Genomic DNA, 25,780 nt, shown 5'->3' with positions numbered 1-25,780 from the left:
GTTACGGTGGCCCGTACCCGGCTCCACCAGGGGCGATGACGGAGGGAGGGTTCGAATGGACGGAACGCGCACGGCGGGCGGGTGGGCCCGCCGCCCGAGGACGGCAGCGGGCCCACCCGGGCGTCAGGCCGTCACCTCACGACCTGCGGCGCCGCTCGTGCCGGCACTGCCCGATCCGGCACGACCCGGGGTGCTCATACCCGTTCCGGCGGCCGGCTGACCGGCCGGGCGCCGGGCCGCGGGCGCGTCCGCCGCCGGCCGTCGCAGCGAGGAGAGGTCCCAGGCGTAGGTGCCGACGGCGTGGGCGATCACGTCGATGTTGGCGTCGAACACGCCGGGGTCGAGGTTGTCCAGGTCGTCGCAGGCCTTGTGGTAGCAGGAGTCGAAGGCGGCGCCCGCCGTGCCGCCATAACGGGCCTGCTGCTCGGGGGACTTGATCACCTCGGCGCCGGTGTCGGTGCCACCGGCCGGGATGCCCGCGTCGATGAACGGTCCGTAGTCGGAGCGGCCGTCGAAGGCGGTCGGTTCGTGCGCCAGCCCCCGGCCGTCCAGGTACGCGTTCAGGTCCCGTTCGATCTGGGCCGAGCCCTCCGGACCTGCGGGGCCGCCCGCGCTGCCGGAGCCGTTGTAGACGAACTGCGCGTAGTTGGGGGATGCGATCATGTCGAAGTTGAGGTAGAGCCGGATCCGCTGCCGATCCGCGTCGGAGAGCGACTTCACGTACGCCTCGGAGCCCTTGAGGCCGAACTCCTCGGCGGACCACCAGGCGAACCTGACCTTGTTCTTGACCGGGCGGACCCCGAGGTTCCGGGCGACCTCCAGGATGCCCGCCGTGCCGGAGCCGTTGTCGTTGATGCCGGGGCCGGCCGGGACGGAGTCCAGGTGGGCGCCGATCATCACGGTGTTCGCCGGGTCCCCGCCGCGGGTCTCGGCGATGACGTTCCAGGTCTTGCGCGGCTCCATGACGGTCTTCAGGTCGAGGGTGACCCGCACCGGCCCGGCGGCGGCCTTCGCGGCCAGCGCCTCGCCGTCCGCCCTGGCGATCCCGCCGGTGGGGATCCGCCCGGCGGTGGGCTCGCCCAGGGTGCCGCTGAGGGCGCCGTCGGTGTTGTTGTAGATCAGCGCCCCGACGGCGCCGGCGGTCGCCGCGGCCGCCTGCTTGTCGGCGAAGGGGCAGCCGCCGCGCCGGATCAGCGCGATCCGGCCGGTCATCGAGCCGGCCGGGTAGTCGGCGGCCGTGCAGCCGGTGGCCGCGCCGACCGGGGCGACGCCCAACTCGGCGGTCAGGCCCGCCTCCGGGCCGCTCACCGAGTACGTCATGGCGGACACCGGCACCGACTCGGCCTGCGGGGAGAGGACTTGGAGGTGTTCCGAGCGGGCCTCGAAGAAGGTGTACTCGAACTCCTGCCGGGAGACGAGGAGTCCGGCCCGCCGGGCCTGCTCGTAGACGTAGCGGGCGGATTCGTCGTGGCCCTTCGAACCGGCCGCTCTGGTGCCGCCGTTGCGGTCGGCGAAGCGCTGCAGTGCGGCCAGGGTGCGGTGCGCGGAGTCGGCGCTGCTGGCCGCGACCAGGCGCTCGGCCAGCCTGGCGCCCCGGCGGGCCGGGTCCGGATCGGCCTGGGCGCTGCCGGCGCCGACCAGTAACACCGGGGTGACCAGCGCGGTGACGGTCAACGCGGCGCCCGCACGACGGCGGGCTCGGGTGGTGCGGGTGCGGGCGGAGGGGGTGGGACGGGCGGTGCGCGACTGCAAGGCGGCTCCTTCCGACGGTCCGTGGACTCACGATTGGACCCGAACGACTCCGCCTTGCCAAGGCCGCCGCGCGGCCGCGAGGTGCGGAGGCGGCCGTCGGCGGTGATCCTGGAGGGGTGGGGGCGTCTCATCCAGGAGGGTGAACAGATGTCCATGCTGGATAAGCTCAAGCAGATGCTCAAAGGGCACGAGGACCAGGCCGAGAAGGGGATCGACAAGGCGGGCGACGCCTTCGACGAGCGCACCCAGGGCAAGTACAGCAGCCAGGTGGATACCGCCCAGGACAAGCTGAAGGAACAGTTCCGCGACCAGCCGCCGCAGTAGCGCGCGGTCGCGGTCCCGCCCGGCCGGGACCGGCGGCGCTCAGCGCCGGCCCCGGCCCTCGGGTGCGTCGTCGCCCTCGCGCTCGGGCGCTTCGTCGCCGTCGAAGCCGCAGTTCTCGCACGGCCCCGGGCCCGGCCGGTCCCGCAGCCGTCCGCACTCCGGGCACACCCGGTCCAGCCAGCAGGCCGACTCTCCGCCTTCGTCCATGCCCCGATTCTGCCCGGCGCCTCCCCGGCGAGGCGAGTAGACACCGTCTACGGTGATCCAGTAGACAGTGTCTATGCAAGAGAACGACACAGCGAACGACCAGGACCTGCGCACCCGCCTGGTGGCCGCCGGGGTCGAGCTGGTGAGCCGCGACGGTGTGCCGGCGCTCGGCCTGCGCGAGATCGCCCGGCACGCCGGGGTCTCCCACGGGGCACCGCGCCGCTACTTCCCCACCCACCGGGAACTGCTCGCCGCCATCGCCCGGCACGGCTTCGGCCGGCTCACCGACGCCCTGGCCGGCGCCGACGCGCTCGCCGCCACCACCGGTGCCGGCGCCCGCACCCGGATCGAGGCGCTGGCCCGCGCCCACCTCGGCTTCGCGGCCGCCAACCCCGGCATGTTCGAGCTGATGTTCCGTCACGACCTGTTGGAGGGCAGCGGCACCGAGCTGCGCCGCACCACCCTGCCGCTGTTCCGCACCCTCGCCGGACTGGTCGCCGAGGTCCACCCGCACCTGGAGGACCCGACCGCCGCCACGGCCGCCCTCTGGGCCAACCTGCACGGCCTCGCCCAACTGCGCGGCTGGGGCAGCCTGCGGCTGGCCACCGGCGGCGACGACCTCGAACCGCTGCTGCGCGCCACGCTGGACGCCCACCTCGGCCCGGTCCCCCGGTGAACCCGCGGCACCGCCAAGGGCTCGCCCTCGCCGCCAGCATCACCGGCGCCGTCCTGGTCGCCCTCGACGGCACGGTGCTGAGCGTCGCCCAGCCCACCCTGCAACGCGACCTGCACGCCTCGGTCACCGCCGTCCAGTGGACCAGCACCGGCTACCTGGTCACCGTCGCCGCCCTGCTGGTCTTCGCCGGCCGACTCGGCGACCGGTACGGGCACCGGCGTCTGTTCGTCCTCGGCGTGACGGGCTTCGCCGCGAGCTCGGCCGGGATCGCCGTCGCCCCCGGCATCGGCTGGGTGATCGCCCTGCGGGTCACCCAGGGCGTGGCGGGCGCCCTGCTCCAGCCCGCCACCCTCGGCCTGCTGCGGGCCGGCCGGCCCGCCGACCGGCTGCCCGGCGCGATCGCCGCCCGCACCGCCGCGATCGGCCTGGCCGCCGCCGCCGGACCGCTGGTCGGCGGCGCGCTCACCACCCACCTGGGCTGGCGGGCGGTCTTCCTGCTCGGCCTGCTGCCCGCCGCGGCTGCCCTGCTCGCCGCCCTCGCGGTGCCCGCCACGCCACCCGCCCGGACCGCCACCGGCCTGGACCTGCCGGGCGCGGGGCTGCTCGCCCTGGCCCTGGTCGCCCTGGTGCACACCCTGGTCACCCTGCCCACCGACGGCTGGACGCCCGGCACCGCCCTGGTCCTCGCCGTCGCCGCGCTGGCCGCCCTCGCCCTGGCCCGGCACGAGCGGCGCACCGACCATCCACTGCTGCCCGCCTCCCTGCTGCGCTCCCCCACCGTGGGACCCGCCCTCGGCGTCCTCCTCGCGGCCTCGGCGGCGGTGCTCGGCGTGCTCTTCCCGGCCACCTACTTCCTCCAGGACGTCCTCGGGCTCGACCCGCTGCGCAGCGCCCTGCGGGCGGCGCCGCTCGCGCTGACGATGATCCTCGCCGCGCCCGCCTCGGCCTGGCTGGCGAAGCGTCACGGGGTGCGCCGGACCGTGCTGGCGGGGATGGCGCTGATCACGGCGGGCATCCTGCTCACCGCCCGGCTCGACCCGGCCTCCGGCGACACCGCGATCGGCTGCTGCTTCCTGCTGCTCGGCTGCGGTCTGGGCGCGGTGATGGCCACCGCCACCTCGGCCATCGTCCAGGCCGCGCCCGCCGCCCAGTCCGGGGTCGCGGGCGGCCTCCAGCAGACGGTGATGAACATCGGCCCGGCGCTGGGCATCGCCCTCGCCACCACGGTGGCCGGCCGCACCGCCCCGGGCTCGGCCCTCACCCCGGTCGCCCTGGCCACGGCCGCCACCGCGGCGGCCGGCGGGCTGCTGGCACTGCGACTGCCCCGGGGGCGATCGTCACGAGCCTTGCCCGACGTGACCTAGCACCGCCATCATGAAGCTCCGATTACAGCTTCAACACCTAGGCGGGGAAATGAAGTTGAGGATCAGGGCGGCGCTGACGGCAGCCGCCCTCACAGCCGGGTCGATGGTCGGCCTGGCCGTGGCGCCCGCTGCGCAGGCGGGCACCTGTACCGAGACCGTCGGTCCCGTGATGGAGGTCGTCACCACCGGCGGGTACGACCTCGGCACCTTCTACCAGGGATTCGACTTCTGCCAGAAGCGGGCCTACGCCGAGTTCCACTTCAAGGACCTGTGGGTCTCGCAGGTCGCGGACGGCAACAGCCAGGTCTGGATCGTCAGCGGCGCGTCGAACGACCCGGGCATGCACACCGGCCGCCCGGCCGGTGCCACCTGGTGGGACGCCGGCAGCCAGAGCGTCTACAGCACCAGCAGCGAGGTCTACCAGGCCGGCTTCTACCTCTCCTGGAACGGCAACATCTGCCAGGGGCACAGCGACTGGTACTACGGCAGCGGCACCCCGCTCGGGGCCGGCGTGGGCGGCCCCAGCTGCAAGACGGTCGGCAACGGCCCGACGTAGGGTGTGCCGGACCCGAACCGGCCCCCGGCGCGCTCGCACGCGCCGGGGGCCGGCCGGTGTCAGCCCGCCTCGGCGGTGGAGACCACCACCACCTTGGCCACCGTGCCGTCCTCGCCGACCGAGTCGCGCAGGTGGCGGAAGCCCAGCCGCTCGCACAGCGCCAGGCTCGCCCGGTTCTCGGCGCCGACCAGGCCGTAGACCTCCTTGAGGCCCAGTTCGTCCCCGGCGTAACGGATCAGGCCGCGGACCACCTCGGTGCCCAGGCCCCGGCCCCAGCACTCCGGGACGAGGGCGGCGACCAGTTCGTGGCCGTCCACGTTCCCGGTCGGCTTCACCTCCGCGTGGCCCGCGTAGGCGCCGTCCAGCCACAGGCCCCAGATGTCGAAGAGCTGCTGGGGGTAGATCTCGCTGAGGATGGCGCGGAACAGGGTGCGCAGCTCCGGTTCCGGCACCAGGTCCTGGCCCATCCAGCGGCACACCTCCGCGTTGCGGAGCAGGCCGACGAAGGCGTCCTCGTCCTCGGGTCTGTACGGGATGAACTCCAGGCGTTCGGTGCGCAACACGGGGGTCACGGCGGCTCCTTCGGGGACGTACTCGGGGAAGTACCTGGGGTGGTGCGGGGTCCCGGGGTCCGGTGTCCGGGGTCCGGTGTCAGGCGGCCGTGGTCAGGCGGCCGCGGCCAGGCATGCCGGGTCAGGCGCCGGCGTTCTCCATCCGCTCGCGCAGGCTGCGCGGGCGCATGTCGGTCCACACCTCGTCGACGTAGGCGGAGCACTCGGCCTCGGTGCCCTCGTGGCCGACGGACTGCCAGCCCGCGGGCACCTCCAGGTCGACCGGCCAGAGCGAGTACTGCTCCTCGTCATTGCGCAGCACCTGGTAGCGGGTGTTCTCGTCCATGGACTTGCTCCTTCTCGTGATGGATGGGTCGGTCTCGTGACGGATGGGGCGGGTGGGTCAGCGAGTCAGCGGGCCTGCCGGGCGTGCCGGGCGAGTTGGCGCAGCGCCTCGGCGAAGTCCGCCGCGGCCCGGCGCACGGCGGCCGGGTCGTGGAGGGCGGGGCGGTGGTGCCAGGTGAAGGCGAGCCGGCCGCCCTGGGCCGCGCCCACCACCTCCAGCGGGTGGGAGCCGCCGTCCCGGGGGTCGTGGTCCTGGCCGCAGGAGCCGAGTTCGGCCCGGACCAGGCCGTCGCCGGGGGTGTCCGGCCGGGCGTCCCACTGGCCGAGGTAGTTGAAGACCACCTGGCCGTGGGCGCCGGCGGCGAGCCGCTCGCGGACCTCGGGCGGGCCGAAGGTGCGCAGCGCGCCGAAGCCGAGCCCGTTGCCGGGCACCGCGCGCAGCTGGCGGCGGATCGCCTTCACCAGGGCGCGCCAGTCCCGGTCGGGGTCGAGCCGCTCGGGGTCGGGGACGTCCAGGGCGACCGGGAAGACGGTGGTGAACCAGCCGACCGTGCGGGACAGGTCGACGCCCTCCAGCAGGTCCTCGCGGCCGTGGCCCTCCAGGTCCAGCCGGATCCGGTCCTGCCCGGTCCAGCGGGCCAGCGCCAGGGCGAGGGCGGCGAGCAGCACGTCGTTGACCCGGGTGCGGTAGGCGGCGGGGGCGGCGCGCAGCAGGGCCTCGGTGTCGGCCTCGTCGAGTTCCACGGTGACGGTCGCGGTCTCGGCGCCCGCCGCTTCGCCGGGGTGGCCGGGGAGTTCGGCGTGGGCGGTCACCGCCTCTTCCCAGTGGGGCAGTTCGTGGTCGAGCCCGCCCTCGGCGACGTGCCCGGCGAGCCGCTGCGCCCAGTCCCGGAAGGAGGTGCCGCGCTCCCCCAGGGTGATCGGGCCGCCCTCGCGGGCCTGCTGGTAGGCGCTCTCCAGGTCGTCCCGGAGCACCCGCCAGGAGACGGCGTCGATCACCAGGTGGTGGGCGACCAGCAGGAGCAGCGGCGGGCGGTCCGGCTCGCCGGTGAACAGGGCGGCCCGCAGCAGCGGTCCGGCGGCCAGGTCGAAGCCGCCGTGCAGGTCGTCGGCGGCCTTGGCGAGGGCCGCGTCGGCGGATTCGGCGGACTGGCCGGTCAGGTCGTGGTGGACGAGCAGGTCCTCGCCGGGGGTCGGCGGCGGGTTGAACTGCCGCCAGCCGGAGGCGTCCCGGGTGAACCGCATGCGCAGGGCGTCGTGGTGCTCCAGCAGGGCGTCCAGGGCGGCGCGCAGGGCGGTGTGGTCGGGGTCGGGGGCGAGTTCGAGCAGCGCGGACTGGTTGAAGTGGTGGTGGGCGGCGCGCGGGGTGGTGAGGAACCACTCCTGGATCGGGGTGAGCGGCACCGCCCCGGTGACCGGGCCGTCGTCGGCGCGTTCGGGGGCGCTGCGCACCACGGTGGCGAGTTCGGCGACGGTCTGGTGGGTGAAGAGGTCCCGGGTGGCCAGGTGCAGGCCGTCCCGGCGCAGTCGGGAGACCACCTGCATGCTGAGGATGGAGTCGCCGCCGAGCAGGAAGAAGTTGTCGTCGGCGCCGACCTGTTCGAGGCCGAGGACGTCGGCCCAGATCCGGGCGATCCGTCGTTCGGTGTCGTTCTGCGGCGGGCGGTGCGGGCCGGCCGCGGCCTGGACCGGTCCGGGGTCGGGCAGGGCGCGCCGGTCGGTCTTGCCGTTCGGGGTGAGCGGCAGCCGCTCCAGCGGGACGAACACCGCCGGGACGAGGTGCGGCGGCAGTGCTTCGGCGAGTTGGGCGCGCAGTTCCAGGGCGGTGGCGGCGGGGTCGTCGGCGCCGGTGGCCGGGTCGGTGTAGACCACGTGGGCGACCAGCCGGCCGCCGCCGGGGGCGTCGGTGCGGACGGTCACGACGGCGTCGCGGACCAGCGGGCTGCGGCGCAGCGCGCTCTCGATCTCGCCGGGTTCGATCCGGAAGCCGCGCAGTTTGATCTGCTCGTCGGCCCGTCCGCAGTACCGGAGTTGGCCGTCGGCGTCGCGGCGGGCGAGGTCCCCGGTGCGGTACATCCGGTCGCCGGGGGCGCCGTAGGGGTCGGGCAGGAAGCGCTGGGCGGTCAGGCCGGGGCGGCCGTGGTAGCCGCGGGCCAGGCCGGGGCCGGCCAGGTGGAGTTCGCCGGTGACGCCGGGCGGGACGGGCCGTAGCGCGGCGTCCAGCAGGTAGGCGCGGGTGGCGCCGCTGGGGCGGCCGATGGCGGGGGCGGCGCCGGTGCCGGCGGCCAGCGGGCCGGTCCAGGTGGCGACCACGGTGGCCTCGGTGGGCCCGTAGGAGTTGACCATGCGGCGGCCGGGGGCCCAGGTGTCGACCAGGTCGGCCGGGCAGGCCTCGGCGCCGACCACCAGGGTGCGCAGCCCGGGCAGTTCGGCCGCGGTCTCCCGGTCCAGGGTGGCGAGGGCGGCCGGCGGGATCAGCGCGTGGCTGATCCGCCGTCCGGCGAGGGCTTCGGCGAGCCGTTCGCCGACCAGCGGCCCCTCCTCGCCGGTGACCAGCGCGGCGCCGCTGAGCACGGAGATGCACAGTTCCAGGACGGAGGCGTCGAAGCTGGGCGAGGCGAACTGGAGCACCCGGTCGCCGGGGCCGACCGCGTACCGGTCGGCGGCGGCGGCCGCGAAGGCGGCGAGTCCGGCGTGGGTGACCAGGACGCCCTTGGGGGTGCCGGTGGAGCCGGAGGTGTAGACCACGTACGCCGGGTGGGCGGGGGTGAGGGCGCGGGCGGGCGGGGTGTCCGGGCCGTCGGCGGACCACACCTGGTCGGGGTCGTCCAGCAGCACGGCGGCGCCCGCGTCGCGGACCATGAACTCCCGGCGGGCGGCCGGGTAGTCCGGGTCCACCGGGAGGAAGGCGCCGCCGGCCTTGGCGACGGCGAGTTGGGCGACCACGGCGGCGGCCGAGCGGGGCAGGGCGAGGGCGACCAGCCGCTCCGGCCCGATGCCGCGGCGGACCAGCCGGTGGGCGAGCCGGTTGGCCGCCCGGTCCAGTTCGGCGTAGCTCAGGGTGCGGTCGGCGTCGAGCAGGGCCGGGGCGTCGGGGGTGCGGGCGGCCTGCCGTTCGAACAGCTCGGGCAGGGTGCTCTCGGGAACCGGCGGGAAGTCGCCGCGGGCCCGGTCGAGTTCGGCGGCGAGCCGGTCGGCGGCGGCCAGCGGGAGGGTGCCGACGGCGCGGTCCGGGCCGTCGGCGACGGCGGTCAGCAGGGTGGCGAGCTGCTCGGCCATCCGGGCGGCGGTGGCCGGTTCGAACAGGTCGGTGTTGTAGGTGAGCAGGCCGTGCAGGGCGTCGTCGTCGCCCCGGGCGAACTCCAGCACCAGGTCGAAGGCGGTCCGGGTGGTGTCGGTCTCGACGTCCGTCACCGCCAGGCCGGGCAGGTCGAGTTCGGCCGCCGGGGTGTTCTGCAGCACCACCAGGGTCTGGAACAGCGGGCTGCGGCTGGTGTCGCGGACCGGCTGCACCTCGTCGACCACCCGCTCGAAGGGCACGTCCTGGTGGGCGAAGGCGTCCCGGACGGTCTGCCGGACCTCGGCGAGCAGGTCGGTGAAGGGCTGCCGGGGGTCGACCCGGGAGCGCAGCACCAGGGTGTTGACGAAGAAGCCGATCAGCTGCTGGGTCTCCGGGCGTTCGCGGCCGGCGGTGACGGTGCCGACGGCGATGTCCTGGTCGCCGCTGAGCCGGGCCAGGTAGGCCTGGGCGGCGGCGACCAGGGTGGTGAACAGGGTGGTGTCCCGGTCCCGGCCGACCCGGGCCAGCCGCCGGGCGGTGGCGGCGGGCAGCTCCAGCCGGACGGTGCCGCCGTTGCTGGTGCGCACCGCCGGGCGGGGGCGGTCGAGCGGCAGCCGGAGCGCTTCGACGCCCGCCAACTGCTGCTTCCAGTAGTCGAGTTGTTCCTCGGCGTCGGAACGGCGCTGCCAGTGGGCGTAGTCGGCGTACTGCACCGGCAGCGGCGCCAACGGCGGTTCTGCGGGGTCGAGTTCGGCGCGGTAGAGGTGGGCCAGGTCGGTGAGCAGCACGGCGGTCGACCAGCCGTCGGTGATGATGTGGTGCAGGGTCAGCGCCAGGACGTGGTCGTCCTCGGCGAGTCGGAGCAGCGCGGGGCGCAGCAGCGGGCCGCGGCGCAGGTCGAAGGGGCGGGCGCGTTCGGCGGCGAGCAGCCGGCGCAGTTCCGGATCCCTTTCCTGCTCCGGGAGTTCGGCGAGGTCGTGGCGCGGCAGCGGCAGCTCCCGCGGCGGGTGGACGCGTTGGACGCCCTGCCCGTCGACGCTCTCGAAGGTGGTGCGCAGCGACTCGTGCCGGTCCACCAGGGCGAGCAGGGCCGCGCCGAGGGCGTCGGCGTCCAGCGGGCCGCGCAGCCGCAGCGCGAGGGCGGTCACGTACTCGGCGCCGCCGGGCGCGAACTCCTCCAGGAACCACAGGCGTTGCTGGGCGTAGGACATCGGTGCGGCGGTGTCCCGGGGGACCGGGACGACGGCCGGGCGGGCCGGGTCCGCCGTCCGGGCGGTGAGCAGCACGGCCAGTCCGGCCGGGGTCGGGTGGTCGAACACCGCGCGGGGGGTGAGCTCGGTGCCGAAGGCCTCGGTGAGGCGGCCGGCGAGCCGGATGCTGAGGATGGAGTCGCCGCCGAGCTGGAAGAAGCCGGCGGTCACTCCGGGCGGGCGGATGCCCAGCACCTCGCCGAAGACCTCGGCGGTGCGGCGCTCGGCGTCGGTGCGCGGTTCGACCCGTTCGGCGGGTCCGGCGGCGGGCTCCTGCTCCGGGGCGGGGAGGGCGGCCCGGTCGACCTTGCCGTTGCGGCTGAGCGGGAGGGCGGCCAGCGGGACGAAGGCGGCGGGGACGAGGTAGTCGGGCAGGGTGCGCACCGCGAAGGCCCGCAGTTCCGCGGGGTCGACGGCGCCGTCGGCGCCCACCAGGTAGGCGACCAGCCGCCGGGCGCCGGGCCCGTCCGTCCGGGCGACCACGGCGACGTCGGTGACCCCGGGGTGGGCGGCGAGCGCGGCCTCCACCTCGGCCGGTTCGACCCGGAAGCCGCGGATCTTCACCTGGTCGTCGGCCCGGCCGAGGAACTCCACGGTGCCGTCGGGGCGGCGCCGGGCGAGGTCCCCGGTGCGGTACATCCGGGCGCCGGGCGGGCCGTCCGGGTCGGCCAGGAAGCGGGCGGCGGTGGCGCCGGGGCGGCCGAGGTAGCCGCGGGCCACGCCCTCGCCGGCCAGGTAGAGCTCGCCCGCGCAGCCCGGCGGGACGGGCCGCAGCCGCCGGTCCAGGACGTGGACGCGCCGGTCGTCCAGCGGTCGGCCGATCGGCACGGTGTCGGGCACCGCGGCCGGGTCGGCGAGTTCGAAGGCGGTGGCGAAGGTGGTGGTCTCGGTGGGGCCGTAGCCGTCCACCACGGTCAGCCCGGGGCAGGCGGTCAGCACCCGGCGGACGGCGGCGGCGGGCACCACGTCCCCGCCGGTCCACAGCGTGCGCAGGCCGGCGAAGCAGTCCGGGGCGTCCTGGGCGAGCAGCCGGAAGAGTCCGGCGGTGAGCCACAGCGCGGTCGGCCCGTCCGGTCCGGCGAGGCGGCGCAGCAGAGCGGCGTCCACCGGTCCGGCGGGGGCGACCAGGACGCAGCCGCCGGTCAGCAGCGGGGCCCAGACCTCGAAGGTGGCGGCGTCGAAGGCGACCGGGGAGTGCAGTAGCACCCGGGCGCAGCGGCCGTCGGCGAACCGGCTGTCGGTGCCGAGCGAGGCGATGTCGCGGTGCCGGACGGCCACCGCCTTGGGCTCGCCGGTGGAGCCGGAGGTGTACATCACGTACGCCAGCCGGTCCGGGTCGGCGGGCGGCAGCTCGCGGGGCGCCGGGTCGGTGCGGGCGGTGGTGATCTCCTCGGCGGTGAGCCGCCGTACCGCGCCCGCGCGGTCGATCAGGGTGCGGCGGCGCTCCTCGGGGGCGCGCAGGTCGACGGGCAGGTAGGCGCCGCCCGCCTTGAGCACGGCCAGCTGGGCGACGACCAGTTCGGCCGAGCGTTCCAGCTCCAGCGCGACCGGCTGTTCGGGGGCCGGGCCCTCGGCCAGCAGTCGGGCGGCGAGCCGGTCGGACCAGGCGTCGAGCTGGCGGTAGGTCAGGGTGCGGTCGCCCTCGCGGACGGCGGGGGCGTCGGGGGTGCGCCGGGCCTGCTCGGCGAAGACGGTCAGCGGGCTGCGCGGGTCGGCCGGGCGGGCGGTGGCCCGCCAGTCGGCGAGCAGGGCGCGGTCGGCCGGGGTGAGCGGGTCCAGCGCGTCCAGCGCGCGGCCGTCGGCCAGGGCCTCGGTGAGGCCGGTCAGCAGCAGGGTGAGCCGGTCGGCGGCGTCCCGGGCGGTGCGCGGGTCGAACAGCGCGGGGTCGTAGGCCAGGTCGAAGCCGAGCCGGTCGCCCAGGTGGGCGCGCAGGCACCAGGGGTAGGTGGTGGCGTCGTCGGCGCGCACCTCGACCACCCGGACCCCGGTCCGGTCCGCCGCCGACTCGTCGACGGGGTAGTTCTCGAACACCAGCATGCTGTCGAACAGCGGCTCCCCGGCCGGGAGTTCGCCGAGCGCCTGGATCCGGGGCAGGGCCAGGTGGTCGAACCGGCGGGCCTCGCTCTGCCGGTCCTGGAGCTCCCGCAGCCAGGGCAGCACGCCGCCGGGGGAAAGCCGCACCCGGGTGGGGACGGTGTTGATGAACAGGCCGATCATCGCCTCGACGCCGGGCAGTTCGGCCGGGCGTCCGGACACGGTGGTGCCGAAGACCACGTCCTCGCCGCCGCCGTGCCGGGCGAGCAGCAGCGCCCAGGCGCCCTCCACCACGGTGTTGACGGTCAGTCCGGCGGCGGCGGCGTGCTCGCGCAGCCGGGCGGAGAGCGGTTCGTCCAGTTCGCGGTGGACGGCGGCGGTGGAGCGGGCCCGGTGGGCCTCGGCCGGCCGGCGGTCGTACGGCAGCGGGGTGCGGGCGGTGAACCCGGCGAGTTCGGTGCTCCAGTGGGCCTCGGCGGCCGCCGTGTCCTGCTCGCGCAGCCAGCCGAGGAAGTCGGCGAACGGCCGCCGGACCGGTCGGGGTGCCTGCGGGCCGCCGGTCAGCGCGGCGTACTCCTCGCACACCTCGGTGAGCAGCTGGCCGGTGCTCCAGCCGTCCAGGATCAGGTGGTGGGTGGACCAGAGCAGCAGCACCTCCTCGCCCGGCAGTGCGGCCAGGGCGAGCCGGGTGAGCGGCGCGGTGGTGAGCTCCAGCGGGGTGGCGCGTTCCTCGGCGAGCAGCCGCTCGGTCTCGGCGGCCAGCTGCTCCGGCGCCGCCGTGCGCGGGTCGAGGTGGCGCAGGTCGAGGTGGCGGACGGGCAGGGCGGCGTGCCGGGCGACCAGTTGGACGGGGTGCGGCAGCCCGCGCCAGTGGACGGCGGAGCGCAGCGCCGGGGTGCGGTCGGCGACCCGCTGCCAGGCGGCGGCGAAGGCCTGCGGGTCGGCGACGCCGGCCAGCCGGACCGCGATCCGGTCGACGTAGGCGCCGTCGGTGTCCACCAGGCCGTGGAAGAGCATGCCGGACTGCAGCGGGGTCAGCGGCAGCACGTCCTCGACGGCGCTGCCGTCACCGACCAGCCGGTCCAGCCGCGTCTGGTCCAGCCCGGCCAGCGGGAAGTCGGAGGGGGTGCGGCCGCCCGCGTCGGGGCGGGCGCAGTGCTCGGCCAGTTCGCGCAGGGCGGTGCGCATCCCCTCGGCGAGGCCGCGCACGGTGGCCTCGTCGTGGATCGCCGGGGAGTAGGTCCAGCCCAGTTCGAGCCGGCCGTCCTGGACCGCGCCGGTGACCTCCAGCAGGTAGGGGCGCGGCTCGTCCGGGTCGGTGTCGCGTCCGGCCGGCGGCAGCGGGCCGCGGACCAGGCCGTCGGCGCCGGCGGCGGTGTCGAAGCGGCCGTGGTAGTTGAAGCCGATCCGCGGGACGGCCGCCCCGGCGAGCGGGCCGTCCGGGTGGAGGTGGCGCAGCGCGCCGTGGCTGAGGCCGCGCAGCGGGACGGCGCGCAGCTGCTCCTTGACGGCGCGCAGGGTGTCGTGCCAGCCGGCCGCCGGGTCGACGCGCAGGGCGAGCGGGAACTCGGCGGTGAACCAGCCGACCGTGCGGGAGAGGTCGAGTCCGTCGAGGATCTCCTCGCGGCCGTGCCCCTCCACGCCGATCAGCACGGTGTCCCGGCCGCACCAGCGGGCCAGGGTGCGGCCCAGGGCGCTGAGCAGGACGTCGTTGACCTGGGTGCGGTAGGCGGCGGGCACGGCGCGCAGCAGGGCCTCGGTGGTCGGCTCGTCCAGGGTGACGGTGACGGTGGCCGCGTCGGCCTGGCCGGTGGCGCCGGGGGTCGTGGCCGAGGGGCGGTCGGTGGGCAGGCCGGCCGGGGCCGCGCCGGTGCGGGTCCAGTACCCGGTGTCGCCGTCCAGGGCGCCCGCGCGGGTGTGCCGGCTCAGCCGGGCGGCCCAGCGGGCGTAGGAGGTGCCCTCCGGCGGCAGTTCGATCGCGGCTCCGGTCCGGGCGGTGCGGTAGCCGGTCTCCAGCTCGGCCAGCAGGATCCGCCAGGAGACCCCGTCTACGGCCAGGTGGTGGACGGTGAGCACGAGTTGGCCGGGCCGCTGCGGGCCGGCGTCGAAGAACAGGGCGCGGATCAGCCGGCCCCGGACGGGGTCGAGGGAGCGCTGGGCCGCGTCCGTGGCGCGCTGCACCTCGGCCTCCAGGGCGGCGGGGTCCGGGCTGCTCACCGTGAACAGGTCGTCGGGCAGCTGCTCCTGGACCTCCTGGTACCAGTCGGACCCGTCCCGGCCGAAGCGGGTGCGCAGCGCCGGGTGCCGGTGCACCAGGGCGAGAACGGCCGCGCCCAGGGCGGTCGGGTCGGTGTCGGGGGCCAGTTCCAGGCGCTGGGTCATGCTGAAGCGCAGCGGTTCGCCGGGGCGGCGGGCGTCCAGGTACCAGCGCTGGATCGGGGTGAGCGGCGCCCGGTCGGGCTCCGCCTCCTCCTGATGTTCCGCCACTTCCCTTGTGACGAGCGCGAGTTCGGCGACACTCTGGTGCCGGAAGACGTCCTTGGTGGTCAGCGCCAACCCGGCGGCCCGGGCCCGGGAGACGATCTGGATGCTCAGGATGGAGTCGCCGCCGAGGGCGAAGAAGTTGTCGCGGGCGCCGACCCGCGCCACCCCGAGGACCTCGGCCCAGATCGCGGCGAGCCGCTGCTCGGTGCCGGGCCGCGGGGCGACGTACGGGGTGGCGCGGTCGGGCTGGGCGGGCGGGGCGGGCAGCGCGCGCCGGTCGGTCTTGCCGCCGGCGGTGCGCGGGATCCGGGCCAGCGGGACGAAGGCGGTGGGCACCAGGTGGTCGGGCAGGGTGCGGCGCAGCCAGGCCCGCAGTTCCTCGGCGGGCGGCACCCGGTCGGCGGCCGGCACCGGGTAGCCGACCAGCAGGGTGCGCCCGGCGTGTTCGCGGGCGGCCACCGCGCAGTCGGCGAGGTCCGGGTGGGCCAGCAGTGCGGCCTCCACCTCGCCGGGCTCGATCCGGAAGCCGCGGATCTTGACCTGGTCGTCGGCCCGGCCGAGGAACTCCAGCTGTCCGGCGGCGGTCCAGCGGGCGCGGTCCCCGGTGCGGTACATCCGGGCGCCGGGCGGGCCGTAGGGGTCGGCGAGGAAGCGGGCGGCGGTCAGTCCGGGGCGGTGGAGGTAGCCCCGGGCGACCTGCGGGCCGGCCAGGTAGAGCTCCCCGGGCATCCCGGGCGGCACCGGACGCAGCGCGCCGTCCAGCAGGTGGGCGGTCAGACCCCGGCCGGGGCGGCCGATGACCGGGCCGGCGGGGTGGTCCGCGCAGCGGGCCCAGGTGGCGTCCACGGTGGTCTCGGTGGGGCCGTACACGTTGTAGGCGGTGACGCCGAACTCCTGCTTCGCCGAAGCCAGTTGCCGCCAGGTGGCGGCGGGGACGGCTTCGCCGCCGACCAGCAGCAGCCGCGGGTGGTGGCGGCCGGGGGCGAGCAGCCCGGCGGCGGTGAGTTCGCGCAGGAAGGACGGGGTGACGTTGACCAGGTCCAGCCGGCGGTCGGCGACCAGGGCGCAGAAGGCCTGCGGGTCCAGCCGGACGTCCTCGTCGACCAGGTGGAGTTCCTGGCCGAGGGCGAGCAGCAGCGGGCCCTCCCAGCTGGTGTCGAAGGAGAAGGAGGCGCTGAGCGCGATCCTCAGCCGCTCGCCCTCGGCGGTGTGCGGGGCGACCAGGCCGTGCCGGTGGTCGCGGCAGAGGTGGACCAGCTGGCGGTGCTCGACGGCGACGCCCTTGGGGCGGCCGGTCGAGCCGGAGGTGAAGATGACGTAGGCGGTGTGCTCCGGCCGCAGCGGGGCGGTCCGCTCGGCGTCGGTCAGGTCGTGCCCGGGCAGGGTCGCCCAGGGCACCCCGGGCAGGTCCTGCTCGGTGAGCACGGTGTGCGGCCGGGCGTCGTCGAGCAGCAGCGCGGCGCGCTCCTCGGGCAGCTCCGGGTCGACGAAGAGCAGGGCGGCGCCCGCCTTGAGCACTGCGAACAGCGCCACCACCAGGTCGGCGGTGCGCGGCAGCCGGACGGCGACCAGCCGTTCCGGGCCGGCGCCGAGGGCGACCAGGTGGCGGGCGAGCCGGTTGGCCCGGGCGTTGAGGGCGGCGAAGTCGAGGGTGGCGTCCCGGGCGACCAGGGCGGTGGCCTGCGGGGTGCGGGCGGCCTGGGCCTCGAACAGGGCGGGGAACACGGTGTCCGGTTCCGCGGGCAGCGGTTCGCCGCGGCCCAGCCGTACGGCCCGGTCCCGTTCCTCGGCGGTCATCAGCGGCAGCGCGCCGACCGGGGTGTCCGGGCCGTCGGCGACGGCCGTCAGCAGCACGGTCAGCCGGGCGGCGAGCTGCTCGGCGGTGCGGGCGTCGAACAGCCCGGTGCTGTACTCCAGGTGGCCGGTCAGGCCGCCGTCGGTCTCGACGAAGTCGAAGGAGAGGTCGAAGGTGGCGTGGCGGATCGGCGGGGTGACCGGCTCCGCCTCCAGGCCGGGCAGCCGGGGCGGCTCGGCGCCGAGGTTGTGCAGGGCCACCATGACCTGGAACAGCGGGGTGCGGCTGGTGTCGCGTTCCGGCTGGAGGGCGTCCACCAGCCGTTCGAAGGGCACCTCCTGGTGGGCGAGCGCGTCCAGCACGGTGTCCCGGGCCTCGGCCAGCAGCGCGCGGAACGGCAGGTCCGGGCGGACCCGGCCGCGCAGCACCAGGGTGTTGACGAACATCCCGACCACGTCGTGGAGTTCGCCCTGGTCGCGGCCCGAGGTGACGGTGCCGACCGCGAGGTCCTGCTGCCCGGACCAGCGGGCCAGCAGCACCTGGCAGGCCGCCAGCAGCACGGTGTAGAGGGTGCCGTCGGCCTCCCGGCCGCGCTCGCGCAGCCGGGCGGTCAGCTCGGCGGGCAGGGTGAAGGTGACCAGCGCGCCGTCGGTGCCGCGGACGGCCGGGCGGGGGCGGTCGGTGGGCAGTTCCAGCGGCGGAAGGTCGGCCAGCAGCTCGCGCCAGTGGTCGAGTTCGGCCTCGGCCCGGTCGCCGCGGGCGCGCTGCCAGGCGGCGAAGTCGGTGTAGCGGACCGGGAGTTCGGGCAGTTCGGGGCAGTGGCCGGTGACGGCGGCCCGGTACAGTTCGGCGAGGTCGCGGCCGAGCACGCCGATCGACCAGCCGTCGGTGGCGATGTGGTGCACCGCCAGGACGAGCACGTGCTCCCGCTCCCCGGTGCGGACCAGCCGGGCGCGCAGCAGCGGGCCGGCGGCCAGGTCGAAGGGGGTGTCGGCGGTCCGTTCCAGCAGGGCGTCCAGGTCGGCCGGGTCGAGGTCGGTGACGGGCAGTTCGACCGGGTACGGCGGGTGCACCACCTGCCGGGCCCGGCCGTCCCGCTCGGCGAAGGTGGTCCGCAGCGCCTCGTGCCGCGCGACCAGGCCGTCCAGGGCCGCGCCCAGCGCGTCCCGGTTGAGCGTTCCGCGCAGTCGCAGTACGGACAGCGTGGTGTACGCGGTGTCGCCGGGCGCGAAGCGGTCCAGGAACCAGAGCCGCTGCTGGGCGTAGGAGAGCGGCGGTTTGGCGTCCGGGTCGTCGACCACCGGGATGACGGCCGCGCCGGGGGCCGCCGCGGGCGTCCCGAGGGCGGCGGCCAGGTCGGCCAGCACGGGGTGGTCGAACAGTAGTCGGGGGGTCAGGTCGGCCCGTCCGAAGGCGGCGCGCAGCCGGGCGGTGGCGCGGACGGCGAGGATGGAGTCGCCGCCGAGGGCGAAGAAGTCGTCCTCGGCGGCGACCTCGGCGGTGTCCAGCACCTCCGCCCAGGCGGCGGCGACCAGCTGCTCGGCCGGAGTGTGCGGGGCGGTGCGGTCGCGGCCGGCCGCGGTCGCGTAGCCCTGGGGGCCGGGCGCGGGCAGCGCGCGCCGGTCGAGCTTGCCGTTGGGGGTGAGCGGCAGGGCCGGCATCGGGACGTACGCGGCGGGCACCAGGTAGGCGGGCAGCAGCCGTTCCAGGTGGGCGCGCAGCTCGGCGGCGGACGGCGGCTCGGCCGTCCCCTCCGCGGCGACGACGTGGGCGACCAGCCGGCGGGTGCCGGCCGGGTCCTGGTGCACGCCGACGGCGGCCTGGCCGACACCGGGGTGGGTGAGCAGGGCGGCCTCGATCTCGCCGGGTTCGATCCGGAAGCCGCGGATCTTGACCTGCTGGTCGGCCCGGCCCAGGTAGTGCAGGGTGCCGTCGGCCCGGCGGCGGGCCCGGTCGCCGGTGCGGTACATCCGGGTGCCGGGCGGCCCGTACGGGTCGGCGAGGAAGCGGCCGGCGGTCAGTCCGGGGCGGTCGAGGTAGCCGCGGGCCAGGCCCTCCCCCGCCACGTACAGTTCGCCGACCGCGCCCGCCGGGACGGGCGCGAGGTCGCCGTCCAGCAGGTAGAGCCGCAGGTCGGCCAGGCCGTCGCCGATCGGGGCCGGGCCGCCCGCGGCGGCGGTGGCCGGGCCGAGTTCGGCGTGGGTGACGTGCACGGTGGTCTCGGTGATGCCGTACATGTTCACCAGCCGCGGCGCGTCCTGCGGGTGCCGGGCGTACCAGTCGGTGAGCCGGGTGGCGTCCAGTGCCTCGCCGCCGAAGACCACCGTGCGCAGCGCCAACCGCCGTGACAGCTCGGGGTGTTCGGCGTCGGCGCGGACCAGCGGGTGGAACGCGGACGGGGTCTGGTTGAGCACGGTGACGCCCTCGTCGGCGAGCAGCCGCAGGAACTCCTCCGGGGAGCGGGCGGTGTCCTCGGGCACCACGACCAGTCGGCCGCCGTGCAGCAGCGGGCCCCACAGCTCCCAAACCGAGAAGTCGAAGGTGTAGGAGTGGAACAGCGTCCAGACGTCCTGGGGGCCGAAGTCGAAGAGTTCCCGAGTCTGTTCGAACAGCCGGACCACATTGGCGTGCGGGACGACGACGCCCTTGGGGCGGCCGGTGGAGCCGGAGGTGTAGATGGCGTAGGCGGGGCTGTCGGGCAGCGGGCGGTGGCCGGGGCCGAGCGCGCCGGGGCCGAGCGCGCCGAGGTCGGTCGGCTCGGAGTCGGTCGGCGACAGCACGGGGACGGAGGCGGGCTCGTCCGAGAACGTCACCAGGGCCACCGGGGCGGCGTCGGCGAGCAGTTCGGCGCGGCGTTCGGCGGGCAGCTTCGGGTCGAGCGGCAGGTAGGCCGCACCGGTCTTGAGGACGGCGAGAACGGCCACCACCAGCTCGGCCGTCCGGGGCAGCGCGAGGGCGACGAACCGCTCCGGCCCGGCGCCCAGCCCGGCCAGCCGGTGGGCGAGCCGGGTGGCCCGGTCGTCCAGGGTGGCGTAGTCGAGGTGTTCCGCGCCGCAGGTGACGGCCCGGGCGTGCGGGGTGCGGGCGGCCTGCGCCTCGAACAGGTCGACCAGGGTGCGGTCGGGCCGGCCCTGGGCGGTGCCGTTGTGCTCGGCCAGCAGCCGCCGGCGCTCCTCGACGGTGGTCCAGGCCAGCGCGCGCAGCGGGCGGTCCAGTCCCCGGGCGAGGTCGGTGAGCAGCAGGCAGAGCCGCCCGGCGAGTTCGCGGACGGTTCCGGCGTCGAACAGCTCCGGGTCGTAGGCGAGGTCGAAGCCGAGGCGTTCCCCCTGGTAGGCGCGCAGCACCAGCGGGAAGTTGGTGGCGTCCCGCGAGCCGACCTCGACCAGGCGCACCCCGGTGCCGGCCGCGCGGGCGTCGTCGAAGGGGTAGTTCTCGAAGGCGAGGATGCTGTCGAACAGCGCGCCGCCGGACGGCACCCCGCTGTAGCCGGTGAGTTCGGCGAGCGAGACGGCGGCGTGCCGCCGGGCCCCGGCCTGGTCCTCCTGGAGCGCGCGCAGCCAGTCGGCGGCGGTGCGGCCGCTCTCCACCCGGACCCGGGTGGGCAGGGTGTTGATGAACATGCCGATCATCGACTCGACCCCGGGCAGTTCCTCGGGGCGGCCGGAGACCGTGGTGCCGAACAGCACGTCCGGCTCGCCCGCGTACCGGGAGAGCAGCAGCGCCCAGGCGCCCTGCACCACGGTGCCCAGGGTCAGTCCGGCCCGGCGGGCAGTGTCGGCGAGGCGCTCGGACACCTCCTCGGACAGGCCGGCCCGGTGGCTGTCGGCCGAGCGGGCCCGGTGCGATTCGCGCCGGGGGCGGTCGACGGGCAGCGGGGTGGCACCGGCGAAGCCGGCCAGCACGGCCCGCCAGTGCGCCCGGGCGGCCTCGGTGTCCTGCCCGGCCAGCCAGCGCACGTAGTCGCCGAAGGGGCGGCGCACCGCCGGGGTGGGCGCGGCGCCGGTGGTGAGCGCGGCGTACTCCTCGAACACCTCGGTGAGCACCTGGGCCAGGCTCCAGCCGTCCAGGATCAGGTGGTGCGAGGTCCAGAGCAACTGCATTCGGGCGTCCGGCAGTTGGACCATGGTGAGCCTGGTCAGCGGCGCGACGGCGATGTCCAGTCCGGCGGCGAGGTCCTCGGCGCGCAGCCGGTCCAGCCGGTCGGCGCGCTGTTCCGGGTCGAGCGCCCGCAGGTCGTGGTGGGTGACGGGCAGCCGCACGCCCCGGCGCACCAGCTGGAGCGGGGCGGGGACGGATTCCCAGAGCACCGAGGTGCGCAGCGCGGGGGTGCGGTCGGCGACCCGCTGCCAGGCGAGGGCGAGCGCCTGCGGGTCGGTCACGCCCTCCAGCAGCAGGGCGGCCTGGTCCAGGTAGACGTCGTCGGGGCCGCCGACCAGGCGGTGGAAGAGCATGCCCTCCTGGAGCGGGGTGAGCGGCAGCAGGTCCTCGACGTCCCGGCCGTCGCCGACGATCCGGTCCAGCGCGGCCTGGTCGAGCCCGGCGAGCGGGAAGTCGGCGGGGGTGCGGCCGCCGGTGCCGGGGGCGGTGCAGTGCGCGATGACGGCGGTCAGGGCGTGGTCGACGGCCTCGGCGAGGGCCTGGACGGTGGCGGTCCGGTGCACCTGTTCGCTGTAGTGCCAGGTCAGTTCGAGTTCGCCGTCGGCGACCACGGCGGAGATGTCCAGCAGGTGGTCGAGCGGTTCGTCGGGGGCGTGGTCGCGGCCGGGGGCCGGCCCGGCGGGGGCGAAGTCGCCGCTCGCGGGGGCGGTCCACTGGCCGTGGTAGTTGAAGCAGACCTGGGGCTGCGGGAGCTCGCGCAGGGCGCGGGCGGCCGGGTCGCCGTCGCGCAGCCGGGCCAGCGCCTCGTAGCCCAGGCCGCGGTGCGGGACGGCCCGCAGCTGCTCCTTGACCTGCTTGAGGGTGGCGGCCCAGTCGGGGGCGTCGGCCGGGCCGGCCGGGGTGAGGGTGACCGGGTACTGGGTGGTGAACCAGCCGACGGTCCGGGCCAGGTCGGGGCCGTCGAACAGCTCCTCGCGGCCGTGGCCCTCCAGGGTGACGGTCACCCGCCCGGTGCCGGTCCAGTCCGCGAGGGCCCGGCCGAGGGCGCTGAGCAGCACGTCGTTGACCTGGGTGCGGTAGGCCTCGGGGACCTTGCGCAGCAGGGCCTCGGTGGCGGCCCGGTCCAGCCGGGTGCGCAGGGTGCGGACGGAGCCGGCGGTCGGGGTGCCGGGGTGGTCGACGGGCAACGGGTGGACCGGCTGCCGGGTGGCCTCCGTCCAGTACGGCAGGTCCCGGTCGAGGCCGCCGGACCGGACGTGGGCGGCGAGTCGGTGCGCCCAGGTGGTGAACGGGGTGTGCTCGGCCTCCAGTCGGGGTTCGGCGCCGGCCTCGGCCTGCCGGTAGGCGCGTTCCAGGTCGGCGAGCAGCACCCGCCAGGAGACGCTGTCCACCGCCAGGTGGTGGGCGGCCAGCAGGAGTTGCGGACGTTCGTCCTCGGTGCGCGGGAACAGCACGGCGCGCAGCAGGATGCCGGCGGCCGGGTCCAGTTCGGCGCGGGCGGCGTCGGCGGTCTCGGCCCGGTCGCGGGCCGGGTCGGCTCTGTCGAGCAGCCCGGTGGGCGGGGTGTCGACCGGCTCCTGCCGCCAGCCGTCCCCGTCCCCGTCCCGGGTGAAGCGGGTGCGCAGCGCCGGGTGGGCGGTGAGCAGGGCCCGCAGCGCCGATTCCAGGGCGGCCTCGTCGAGTTGGCGCGGCAGGTCGAGCAGCATCGACAGGGCGTAGTGGCGCAGCGGGCCGTGGGTGGCGAGGAACCACTCCTGGACCGGGGTGAGCGGGGCCGGTCCGTCGATCCGCTGCGACGCGGCGGCGGGGCCGGTCTCCGGGCGGGCGGCGGCGGCCAGGTCGGCGACGGTCTGGTGGCGGAAGACGTCCTGGGAGCCGATCCGCAGGCCGGCCGCGCGGGCCCGGGAGACGGCCTGGATGCTCAGGATGGAGTCGCCGCCGAGCGCGAAGAAGTTGTCGGTGACGCCGACCCTCGGCACGCCCAGCACCTCGGCCCAGATCTCGGCCAGGGTCCGCTCCGCCGGGGTCCGCGGGGCGACGAACTCGGCCTCGCCCTCCCCCCGTCGGGGCGCGGGCAGGGCGCGGCGGTCCAGTTTGCCGCTGGTGGTGAGCGGCAGGGCCGCCAGGGTGGTGAAGGAGGAGGGCACCAGGTGGTCGGGCAGCACCCGGCGCAGTGCGGCCCGCAGTTCGGCGGCGGGGAGCTCCGCCTCCTCGGCGGGCACCAGGTAGGCGGCCAGCCGGGTGTGGCCGTGGGCGTCCGGCCAGGCGGCGACGGCGGCCGCGGCGACCCCGGGCAGGTCGAGCAGCGCGGCCTCGATCTCGCCGGGCTCGATCCGGTGGCCGCGCACCTTGACCTGGTCGTCGGCGCGGCCGAGGTACTCCAGCCGGCCGTCGGCGGTCCAGCGGGCCAGGTCGCCGGTGCGGTACATCCGGGTGCCGGGCGGCCCGTACGGGTCGGCGGTGAACCGGGCGGCGGTCAGCCCGGGGCGGCCGGCGTAGCCGCGGGCGACCTGGGCGCCGGCCAGGTGGAGCTGGCCGCTGACGCCGGGTGGCACCGGCTGGAGCCGGTCGTCCAGGACGTACGCCCGGAGGTTGGGCAGCGGGCGGCCGACCAGCGGGCGGTCCGCGGCGGCGATCCGGTGGGCCAGCGCGTCGACGGTGCACTCGGTGGGCCCGTAGTAGTTGTACGCGGCGGTGTCCGGGTGGGCGGCGAGTTCGCGCCAGAGCCGGGGGCCGACCGCCTCGCCGCCGAGCATCAGCACCCGGGGGCGGTGCCGGGGGTCGTCCAGCAGCCCGGCGGGCAGCAGTTGGCGCAGGTAGGAGGGGGTGAGGTCGAGGAAGTCGATCAGGTGCCGGACGACGTACTCGACCAGGGCGGCTGGGTCCATCCGGGTGGTCTCGTCCACCAGGTGCAGCGGGTGGCCGTCGGCCAGCAGCAGCACGCCCTCCAGCGAGGTGTCGAAGGAGAACGAGGCGGTCAGCGCGACCCGCAGCGGGCCGCCGCCCGCGTCGGCGACGAAGCCGGCGCGGTGGGCGGCCAGCAGGTTGACCAGGGCGCGGTGCGGGACGGCGACGCCCTTGGGGCGGCCGGTGGAGCCGGAGGTGTAGAGCACGTAGGCGGTGTGCTCGGGGTCCAGCGGGGCGGTCCGGTCGGCGTCGGTGGGGTCGGTGGCGGTGGGGTCGGCATCGGTGGGGTCGGTGGCGCTGGGGTCGGTGTCCGGCCCGTCGGCGGCCAGGGCACGCAGCGCCGCCTCGTCCAGGACGAGCGCCGGGCGGGCGTCCTCCAGCAGGTGGTCGACGCGTTCGGCGGGCAGCGAGAGGTCCAGCGGCAGGTAGCCGGCGCCGGTCTTCCAGACCGCGAGGATCGCGGTGATCATGTCGGCGGTACGCGGCAGGTGCAGGGCGACCAGCCGCTCGGGGCCGATGCCGCGGGCGATCAGCCGGTGGGCCAGCCGGTTGGCCCGGGTGTTGAGCGCCGCGTAGTCGAGCACGGTGTCACCGGCGGTCAGGGCCGGGGCCTGCGGGGTCGACTCGGCCCGGCGGCGCAGCAGTTCGGGGTACAGGGCGGGTTCGACGGGCAGCTCGGTGGCGTTCCAGTCCCGGGTGACCTGCCGGGTCTGTTCCGGGGAGAGCAGCGGCAGGGTGCCGAGCGGGCGGTCGGGTTCGGCGGCGGCGCCGGCCAGCAGGCGCAGCAGTTGGTCGGCGGCGCGGCGGGCGGTGGCCGGGTCGAAGAGGTCGGCGCGGTACTCCAGCAGGCCGGTGAGCTCCTCGCCCTCCTCGCCGGTCGGCACGAACTCGACGCTCAGGTCGAAGGTGGCGGCCCGTCGGGGCACCTCGACCGGGGTGATCGCGGTGCCCTCCGGGGCGGCGGCCGCGGGCGGTGCGGGGTGCAGCAGCACCAGCACGTCGAACAGCGGGTTGCGGCCCGCCTCGCGGGGTGCGGCCACCGCCTCGACGATCCGCTCGAAGGGGGTGTCGCCGTGTGCGAGGGCGTCGTTGCCGGTCTCGGCGGCGGCGGCCAGCAGGGTGCGGAAGGAGTCGGCCGGGTCGACCCGGGTGCGCAGCACCACGGTGTTGACGAAGCAGCCGACGGCGCGTTCCAGTTCGGTGCGGGAGCGGCCGGGCGTCAGCGAGCCGACGGTGATGTCCTGCCGGCCGGACCAGCGGGCCAGCAGCGCCTGGACGCCCGCCACCAGGGCGGTGTTGAGGGTGCCGTGCCGCTCGGCGGCGAGGGCGCGCAGCCGGGCGGTGAGCGGGGCGGGGACGGTGAAGGCGTGCACGGCGCCGGGGCCGGCCTCCTCGCCGCGCCGGGGGTGGTCCAGCGGCAGTTCGGGCGGCACGGCGCCGTCCAGTTTGCCCTTCCAGTGGGCGAGTTGGGCGTCCAGTCGGGCGCCGGAGAGCTGCTCCCGCTGCCAGGCCGCGAAGTCCGGGTACTGGACGGCGACGGGTGCGAGCTCCGGTTCGGCGCCCCGGGCCAGGGCCGCGTAGGCGGTGCACAGTTCGTCCAGGACGACGCCCATCGACCAGCCGTCGGTGACGATGTGGTGCGCGGTCAGCTGGAGCACGTGCGAGTGCTCCGACTCGCGCACCAGCAGGGCGCGCAGCAGCGGTCCCCGGCGCAGGTCGAAGGGGTGGGAGTACTCGGCGAGCAGCAGCGCCGCCAAGCCGTCCGCCCGGTCCGGCTCGGCCTCGCGCACCGGTACCGGTCCGGCCGGGCGGACGGTCGGCACCGGGCGCCCGTCGACCTCCTCGAAGACGGTCCGCAGCGCCTCGTGCCGGGCCACCACGGCGGCCAGCGCCCCGGCCAGCGCCGCGCCGTCCAGCGCCCCGGTGAGGCGGACGGCCAGCGCGCTGTTGTAGCGCGGGTCGCCGGGCCGCAGCCGGTCCAGGAACCACAGCCGCTGCTGGACCGAGGACGGCGGCAGCGGTCGGGTCCGGTCGGCGCGCGGGATGGCCGCGGTGGTGCCGGACCGTCCGGCCAGCCGGAGCCGGAGCGCCTCCCGCAGGTCGGCGGGGAGCGCGGCCGCGCGGTCTCGCTTCGAAGGCGTCATGGTCGTCGGATCC

At 76.3% G+C, this 25,780-nt stretch carries 9 protein-coding genes; 4 read left to right on the top strand and 5 right to left on the bottom strand.

Annotated elements, in window-relative coordinates; translation table 11 throughout:
• Positions 1 to 123: 123 nt before the first annotated feature.
• Entirely contained in the window at positions 124 to 1,674 is a 1,551-nt protein-coding gene (locus ACIP4P_RS00195) for a M28 family peptidase (protein WP_400914396.1), read from the bottom strand.
• 225 nt (positions 1,675 to 1,899) lie between these two features.
• Between ACIP4P_RS00195 and ACIP4P_RS00190 the strand changes: the two genes are divergently transcribed.
• The gene (locus ACIP4P_RS00190; protein WP_350512108.1) at positions 1,900 to 2,076 is read left to right on the top strand and encodes an antitoxin; all 177 of its coding nucleotides are present in this window, start codon (positions 1,900 to 1,902) and stop codon (positions 2,074 to 2,076) included.
• A gap of 39 nt (positions 2,077 to 2,115) precedes the next feature.
• Here ACIP4P_RS00190 and ACIP4P_RS00185 read toward each other — a convergent pair whose 3' ends face one another.
• On the bottom strand, positions 2,116 to 2,283 hold the full coding sequence (locus ACIP4P_RS00185; protein WP_400913096.1) for a hypothetical protein: 168 nt from the start codon (positions 2,281 to 2,283) through the stop codon (positions 2,116 to 2,118).
• Between the two features lie 73 nt (positions 2,284 to 2,356).
• On the opposite strand from ACIP4P_RS00185, the gene ACIP4P_RS00180 reads away from it, so the two are divergent.
• From ACIP4P_RS00180 to ACIP4P_RS00170, 3 genes are read left to right on the top strand one after another with little or no spacing between them, the layout of a single operon-like run.
• Positions 2,357 to 2,959 (top strand): TetR/AcrR family transcriptional regulator, encoded by a 603-nt coding sequence (locus ACIP4P_RS00180; RefSeq protein ID WP_400913093.1) that lies wholly within the window; start codon positions 2,357 to 2,359, stop codon positions 2,957 to 2,959.
• Positions 2,956 to 4,323, top strand: a complete 1,368-nt coding sequence (locus tag ACIP4P_RS00175; protein ID WP_400913091.1) for an MFS transporter — start codon at positions 2,956 to 2,958, stop codon at positions 4,321 to 4,323. Before ACIP4P_RS00180 ends, ACIP4P_RS00175 begins: the two co-directional genes overlap by 4 nt.
• A 49-nt stretch (positions 4,324 to 4,372) precedes the next feature.
• Positions 4,373 to 4,879, top strand: a complete 507-nt coding sequence (locus tag ACIP4P_RS00170; RefSeq protein ID WP_400913089.1) for a hypothetical protein — start codon at positions 4,373 to 4,375, stop codon at positions 4,877 to 4,879.
• A 59-nt stretch (positions 4,880 to 4,938) separates the two neighbouring features.
• On the opposite strand, the gene ACIP4P_RS00165 is transcribed toward ACIP4P_RS00170, so the two are convergent.
• The 3 genes from ACIP4P_RS00165 to ACIP4P_RS00155 all read right to left on the bottom strand — a co-directional run bounded on the left by ACIP4P_RS00165 (position 4,939) and on the right by ACIP4P_RS00155 (position 25,767).
• Positions 4,939 to 5,451 carry a GNAT family N-acetyltransferase gene (locus tag ACIP4P_RS00165; protein ID WP_400913087.1) on the bottom strand — a complete coding sequence of 171 codons (513 nt, stop codon included), beginning with the start codon at positions 5,449 to 5,451 and terminating at the stop codon, positions 4,939 to 4,941.
• 121 nt (positions 5,452 to 5,572) lie between these two features.
• Positions 5,573 to 5,776 carry an MbtH family NRPS accessory protein gene (locus tag ACIP4P_RS00160; protein ID WP_350512114.1) on the bottom strand — a complete coding sequence of 68 codons (204 nt, stop codon included), beginning with the start codon at positions 5,774 to 5,776 and terminating at the stop codon, positions 5,573 to 5,575.
• A gap of 65 nt (positions 5,777 to 5,841) precedes the next feature.
• Positions 5,842 to 25,767 (bottom strand): non-ribosomal peptide synthase/polyketide synthase, encoded by a 19,926-nt coding sequence (locus ACIP4P_RS00155; protein WP_400913085.1) that lies wholly within the window; start codon positions 25,765 to 25,767, stop codon positions 5,842 to 5,844.
• Between the last annotated feature and the right edge of the window lie 13 nt (positions 25,768 to 25,780).

The sequence above is a fragment of the Kitasatospora sp. NPDC089509 genome, assembly GCF_044749365.1.
Taxonomy (GTDB): Bacteria; Actinomycetota; Actinomycetes; order Streptomycetales; family Streptomycetaceae; genus Kitasatospora.
Note: the sequence above shows the minus strand (reverse complement) of the source record. Positions and strands in the feature narration are given on the sequence as shown.